General features: G+C 71.7%; 7 protein-coding genes. 2 read left to right on the top strand and 5 right to left on the bottom strand.

Translation table 11 applies throughout. The features are described 5' to 3' along the window. Nucleotides 1–899, top strand: an 899-nt coding sequence (locus Q8R27_RS07660; protein ID WP_305698451.1) for an alanine dehydrogenase, incomplete at its 5' end; no start/stop codon positions are given. Between the two features lie 257 nt (nt 900–1,156). Here Q8R27_RS07660 and Q8R27_RS07655 read toward each other — a convergent pair. Next, the gene (locus Q8R27_RS07655; RefSeq protein WP_305698450.1) at nt 1,157–1,855 is read right to left on the bottom strand and encodes a cytidylyltransferase domain-containing protein; all 699 of its coding nucleotides are present in this window, start codon (nt 1,853–1,855) and stop codon (nt 1,157–1,159) included. 44 nt (nt 1,856–1,899) lie between these two features. Beyond that, nucleotides 1,900–2,778, bottom strand: a complete 879-nt coding sequence (locus tag Q8R27_RS07650; protein ID WP_305595535.1) for a bifunctional regulator KidO — start codon at nt 2,776–2,778, stop codon at nt 1,900–1,902. Between the two features lie 69 nt (nt 2,779–2,847). On the opposite strand from Q8R27_RS07650, the gene Q8R27_RS07645 reads away from it, so the two are divergent. Continuing rightward, the gene (locus Q8R27_RS07645; RefSeq protein WP_305698449.1) at nt 2,848–3,843 is read left to right on the top strand and encodes an XdhC family protein; all 996 of its coding nucleotides are present in this window, start codon (nt 2,848–2,850) and stop codon (nt 3,841–3,843) included. Here the strand turns inward: Q8R27_RS07645 and glp are convergent. From glp to moaB, 3 genes are read right to left on the bottom strand one after another with little or no spacing between them, the layout of a single operon-like run. Next, a complete protein-coding gene (gene glp / locus Q8R27_RS07640; RefSeq protein ID WP_305698448.1) occupies nt 3,777–4,967 on the bottom strand; it encodes a gephyrin-like molybdotransferase Glp in 1,191 nt (396 codons plus the stop codon). The two genes, Q8R27_RS07645 and glp, sit on opposite strands and share 67 nt — an antisense overlap. Nucleotides 4,968–4,977: 10 nt before the next feature. After that, nucleotides 4,978–5,445 (bottom strand): cyclic pyranopterin monophosphate synthase MoaC, encoded by a 468-nt coding sequence (gene moaC / locus Q8R27_RS07635; RefSeq protein ID WP_305597591.1) that lies wholly within the window; start codon nt 5,443–5,445, stop codon nt 4,978–4,980. Then, nucleotides 5,442–5,996 carry a molybdenum cofactor biosynthesis protein B gene (gene moaB, locus Q8R27_RS07630; protein WP_305698447.1) on the bottom strand — a complete coding sequence of 185 codons (555 nt, stop codon included), beginning with the start codon at nt 5,994–5,996 and terminating at the stop codon, nt 5,442–5,444. Before moaB ends, moaC begins: the two co-directional genes overlap by 4 nt. Nucleotides 5,997–6,000 lie beyond the last annotated feature (4 nt).

The following is a 6,000-nucleotide window of genomic DNA, read 5'->3' as shown; positions in this document are numbered from 1 at the left end:
AGGTGAAGGAGCCGCAGGCCCAGGAGTGGGCGCGGCTGAAGCCTGGCCAGATCCTGTTCACCTACCTGCACCTGGCGCCCGATCCCGCCCAAGCGCAGGGATTGCTGGATTCAGGTTGCGCGGCGATCGCCTATGAGACGGTGACCGATGCGCGTGGCGGGCTGCCGCTGCTGGCCCCGATGTCGGAGGTGGCCGGCCGCATCGCGGTCTTCTCCGCAGGCGAGACGCTGCTGAAGCACAATGGCGGCATGGGGCTGCTGCTCTGCGGGGTGCCGGGGGTGCCGCCGGCCCGCATCTGCGTGCTGGGCGGCGGGGTGGTCGGCATGAACGCCGCGCGGATGGCGGCGGGCCTGGGCGCCGAGGTGGTGGTGGTCGAACGCTCGATCCCGCGCATGCGCGAGTTGGACGACATGTTCCTGGGCCGCATCCTCACCCGCTACTCGACCCTGGATGCGGTGGAGGAGGAGGTTCTGAAGGCCGACGTGGTGATCGGCGCGGTGCTGACCGCCGGGGCCGCCGCGCCCAAGCTGGTGCGCCGCGAGCACCTGTCGCGGATGAAGACGGGCTCGGTGCTGGTCGATGTGTCGATCGACCAGGGCGGATGCTTCGAGACCAGCCGGCCGACCACCCACGCCGACCCCACCTATGTGGTCGACGGCGTGGTGCACTACTGCGTGGCCAACATGCCGGGCGCGGCGCCCCGCACTGCGTCCGAGGCGCTGGGCCACGCGACCCTGCCGTTCGGCCTGGCCCTGGCCGACCACGGCCTGGACGCGCTGAAGGCCGACCCTCACCTGGCCAAGGGCCTGAATGTCCTGGCCGGCGACATCACCCACCCGGCGGTGGCGCAGGCGCTGGGGAAGGTGTTCGTGGATCCGTATGGGGCGTGGGGGCGGTAGGGGCGCAATGGCCCGCTCATCGCCGGAGTGAGAGATCGCCGCGCACGTGGCGGCCTGCGGCTTGAATCCCATGGAAGATGCGAGCCTGGGTCGCCAGGCAAAATGCCAGCCATGGGATTTAAGCCGAGGCGACGCCGACGGCGCGATGTCCAGGGGTAGGGTAATGCAATTTCCACCTCTCAGAACGTCATTCTCGAGCTTGTCCCGAGGATGACGTCGATGGAGTGGAGGAGGCCGGGCGTAACTTCGCCGCTAACTCACGCCGCCCAGCGGGCGAGGTCCTGGCGACCGCCTAGGAGGGCCAGCACGGTTTGGACGCCGAAGCCGGGGTCGGCGTCGTGCATGGCGTCGTAGACGCCGCGGGCGAAGGCGAGGTCGGCGGGGGTGCGGACGCGCCAGTCCATCTCCGACCAGTTGCGCGGGGCGCGGATGGTTTCCTGCGGGAACGGCGCCGGGCGGGTGCGCAGCCAGCGCATGGGCGAGCTTTCGGCCGCCGCCTCGGCGTCCATGCCGGAGGCGGCGCGGCCGAGCGCATGCGCGCTGGCGGCCTCGACCTCCAGGCCCTTTGGATAGGTGGGCTCGCGGATGTTGGAGACATAGGCGGCGCGGGTGGAGCGCGCAGTCGCCACCGCCTCGTCGATCAGGGCCGGGTCGATGAATGGGGAGTCCGCCTTCAGGCGCACGACGATCTCGGCGCCGCCGGCGGCTTCCACGCAGCGCATGAAGCGATGCTCGGAATCGTCGCGGAACACCGCCTGGCCGCGGCTGATGAGCAGCGTGGCGAGCGGGTCGTCCACCGGCCGGGTGGAGGTGGCGACGATTACCCGGTCGACGCTGCGCGCCATGCGGATGCGCTCGACCTGTCGCCAGATCAGCGGCTGGCCGCGCAGGGGCGCCAGCGCACGGTCGGGCAGGTCGGGGACGCCGGCGCGCGCCTGCAGAATGGCGACGATCATCGAAGAAGGCTCCTTCTGAGCCAGGGAGAGGGTCGACCGCTAGATCAAGCGGCGGCCCATTGGCCACGGTCGAGGGCGGCGGGATCATCCAACGCCATGTCGTCCCAGTCGAGATCGGGGGGCGGGCGCATGGCTGCGGCGACGACGGCCGACATTTCGGCGGCCGAGGAGACACCCACCAGCACGGCGGAGGCTTCGGGGCGCGACAGGGCGAAACCCAGCGCCGCCTGCAAGGGGTCGCTGCGGCCTTCGGCGATCAGCCGGCGGGCGCGCGAGATGCGGCTGGCGGCCGACTTCAGGTGCGACGGCGCGCGATCGGGCGGCAGGAACAGCAGGCCGTTGAGGAAGATCGAGCGCAGGTGCACCTCGACGCCCATGGCGGCGAGTTCGGCCAGGGAGCCGTCCACCAGCAGCCGTTGGTCGAGCAGGCTGGCCGGAGCCTGGACGATGTCCGGGCGGAAGCGGCGCGCGAGGCCGACAGGGTCGTCGGACGCATAGACCGACATGCCGATGCGACGGCACAGGCCCTGGTCGCGCAGGTATTTCAGTCGGTCCCAGAGCGCCAGGCCCTGAGGCCCGAACAGATCGGTTGCGGTGGGCGCGAGGATGGCGTCGCAGCGCTCCAGGCCAAGACGGCGCAGTTGCGCGCGCAGCTCGGCCTCGACCACGTCAGGGCCACGGTCCGGCCGCACGGTCGACAGCACCACGCGGAACGGCACGGGACGCGGCATGATCCCGCCGACGATGGTCTCGGCCTGAGCGGAATGGCCGGTCAGTTCGAAGACGCCCAGGCCGGCGCGCGCGGCGATCGACAGGATGTCGCGCGCTTCGACGTCGCGGCCACGCCCGCGGCCGGCGGCCGGGAGCTGGTCGAGGGCGAACTGGCCGGAGCCCAGTCCAAGCTTGGAGAGCGGAGCGTTCATGGCGGGCATCATGACCGCCGAGCCTAAAGAACCCGTATCTGGAACCTTGCCGCCAAGTTAAGCTGAGGCATGCCGCAAGCGCTTCCAGACTGGCCGTTATTCGGCCTGGCCGACGATGTCCGCCCCGCGCTGGCCGCCGCAAAAGCCGCCGGCGAGGCGGCCGTGCTCGCCACCCTGACCGTCGTCGAGGGCGGTGGGCCGCGCCCGCCTGGCACGCAGATGGTGTTCGCTGAAGGCATCGTCGCCGGATATTTTTCGGGCGGCTGCATCGAGGCCGACGTCGCCGCCCACGCCGAAGCCTGCCGGGAGGACCACGCACCTCGCACCCTCGTCTATGGCGAAGGCAGTCCGTGGCCGGACATCCGGCTGCTGTGTGGTGCGCGCATCGAGATCTTCGTGGAGCGGGTGGCGGCGGACGATCCAGCGCTGGCCGCGTTGCTGGCGTTCACCGAGCGGCGGGAGCCCGCGGTCTGGGTCAGCGACGGACGCCGGCGCGCCTGTACGCCGCCGGCCGCGGTCAGTTTGTGGCCGGGCGCAGTGTCGCGTCGCTATGATCCGGCGCCGCGCCTGGCGGTGGTCGGCGGCGATCCGGCGGCGCTGGCGATCGCGATGCTCGGCGCACAGTCAGGTTTCGAGACCACATTGGTGCGGCCCAAGGGCCCGCAGGCCGCGCCCCTGCCGGGCGTCGCCTATCGGCGGGACGAACCGGCCGAAGCGCTGGCGGCGATCGGGCTCGATCCCTGGACGGCGGTGGCCGTGGCCTCGCACGACCTCGAACTGGACGAGGCCGCCCTGGTCGCCGCCCTGCCGTCGCAGGCCGCCTACGTCGGCCTGCTGGGCGCGCGCGCGCGTCTGCCGGAGCGCCTGGCCCGGCTGCGCAGCGCTGGGGTCACGACCGCGGCGTTGGCGCGGCTGCATGCGCCGATCGGGCTGGACATCGGCGGCAAGGCGCCTTGGGAAGTCGCCGTCTCGGTGATCGGCGAGATCATGGCCCTACGCTATGCGCGCGACAGCGCCAGCACGTCCACCAGATCGCCGGCCGCGGCCGCGGGCGCGCCCGCCTGACGACGCAGCAGGGCGTCCGCTTGGGCGAAGACCGTAATCAGCGAAGAGTCCTGGTCGCGGTAGGGCAGGACGGCGAGGGCGCCGTCGGCGTGGTCGAGACGCGCGCGCATCCAGTGCTCGCGCGGGCCGTTGGCCGGCAGCGGCGCGGTCAGACGGGCGCTGGCCAGGACGGGCTCGGCCGCTGCGCCCTGATAGGCCGCCAGGATGGGTTTGAGGAACAGCTCTGCGCAGACGAAAGCCGAGGCCGGATTGCCAGGCAGCCCCAGCAGGCGGCGGCCATCGGCCAGCACGCCGAAGAAGGTGGGCTTTCCGGGACGCACGGCGACGCTTTCGACCTTGATCGCGAAACCCAGAACGTCGGCGGCGACGCGCACCAGGTCGTGGTCGCCCACCGACGCGCCGCCGATGGTGACGATCAGGTCGGCCTCGGCTTCGCGCAGGGCCTCGACCATCGCCTCCAGCGTATCACGCACCGGGCGGTCGCGGCGGACGCGTCCGCCGCAGCCCTCGACCAGGGCCGAGATCGACGGCGAGCCGGAGTCGTAGATCTGGAAGGCGCCCGGCGTCGCCGGGGCCTCGACGATCTCCTCCCCGGTGGACAGTACGGCGACGCGCGGGCGGGCGGCGACGCCCAGGCGATGGCGACCGGCGGCGGCGGCCAGCGACAGTCGCCAGGGATCGATCCGCACGCCGGCGCCGAGCAGGGCCTGACCGGCGGTGAAGTCGCCGCCGCGCGGGCGCACGTTCTGGCGGGGTCCGGCGGCAGGGACCGCGACGCGATCGCCACGCCGCTCGGCGTCCTCCTGGATGACCACGGCGTCAGCGCCCGCGGGGAGGGCCGCGCCGGTGAAGATGCGCACGGCCTGACCCGCGCCAAGCTCGCCTTCGAAGCCGTGGCCGGCGGCGCTCTCGCCGATGATCGTGCGTTCGCCTGCGCCGTCGCCGGAGCGCACCGCCCAGCCGTCCATGGCGGAAGCGTCGAACGGCGGCTGGTCGCGGATCGCCGCCACGTCCTGGGCCAGCACCCGGCCGATGGACTCGTCCAGCGCCACGTCCTCGCTGGGAAGGCGTGGAATCTCGGCCAGCATGGCGGCCCGCGCCGCCTCGACGGTCATCAACTTCATGTCTGTGAACTCACGCCCGCCAGTCGCCCGACGCGCCGCCAGACTTCTCCAGCAGGCGCACGCCCTCGATGACCATGCCCTTCTCGGCAGCCTTCAGCATGTCGTAGAGCGTCAGGCAGGCGACCGAGACGGCGGTCAGAGCCTCCATCTCCACGCCGGTCTCGCCGGTGGTGCGCACCCGTGCGGTCACCGACAGGCCGACGTCATGCGGTTCGACGCGCACCTCGACCTTCGACAGGTTCAGTTGGTGGCACATCGGGATCAGGTCGCTGGTCCGCTTGGCGGCCATCACACCGGCGATCTCGGCCACTGCGCGCACGTCGCCCTTGCGAGCCTCGCCGGACAGAGCCAGCGCCTTGGTCTCTGGTCGCATCCGCACCAGGCCCTCGGCCACCGCCTCGCGGGCCGTGGAGGCCTTGCCTGAAACGTCGACCATCCGCGCGCGGCCGGTCTCGTCGATGTGGGTGAGGCCGCTCATCGCTCCATCAGCCGGGGCATCAGCTCGACCATGTTGCAGGGGCCGTGACGACTGTCGAGCTGGGCGGAGATCACCTTGTCCCAGCCGTCCTTCACCGCGCCGTTGGAGCCCGGCAGGCAGAAGACGAACACCCCGTCGATCAGGCCGGCGGTGGCGCGAGACTGCAGCGTCGACAGGCCCACCGACTGATAGCTGACCAGGTGGAAGATCACCGAGAAGCCGTCGATCCGCTTGTCGAACAGCGGTTCCAGCGCTTCCGGCGTCACATCGCGGCCGGTGATGCCGGTGCCGCCGGTGGTGATGATCGCGTCCACCGAGCCTGAGGCGATCCAGGCCTTCACCTGGCCGCGGATGGCGGGAATGTCGTCGCGCACGATGGTGCGGGCGGCGAGCTCGTGGCCGGCGCCGGTCACCCGCTCGGCCAGCACGTGGCCGGAGGTGTCGCTCTCCTCGTCGCGGGTGTCGGAGACGGTCAGCACCGCGACGCGCACGGGCTTGATCGACTGGCTTTCGTCGATTCGTCCGCCGGGGGCGAGGACTGGGGCGTTCATGGGA

Source organism: Phenylobacterium sp., assembly GCF_030697305.1.
Classification (GTDB): domain Bacteria; phylum Pseudomonadota; class Alphaproteobacteria; order Caulobacterales; family Caulobacteraceae; genus Phenylobacterium.
The sequence above is the reverse complement of the archived record's forward strand: the minus strand, read 5'-3'. Positions and strand labels throughout refer to the sequence as shown.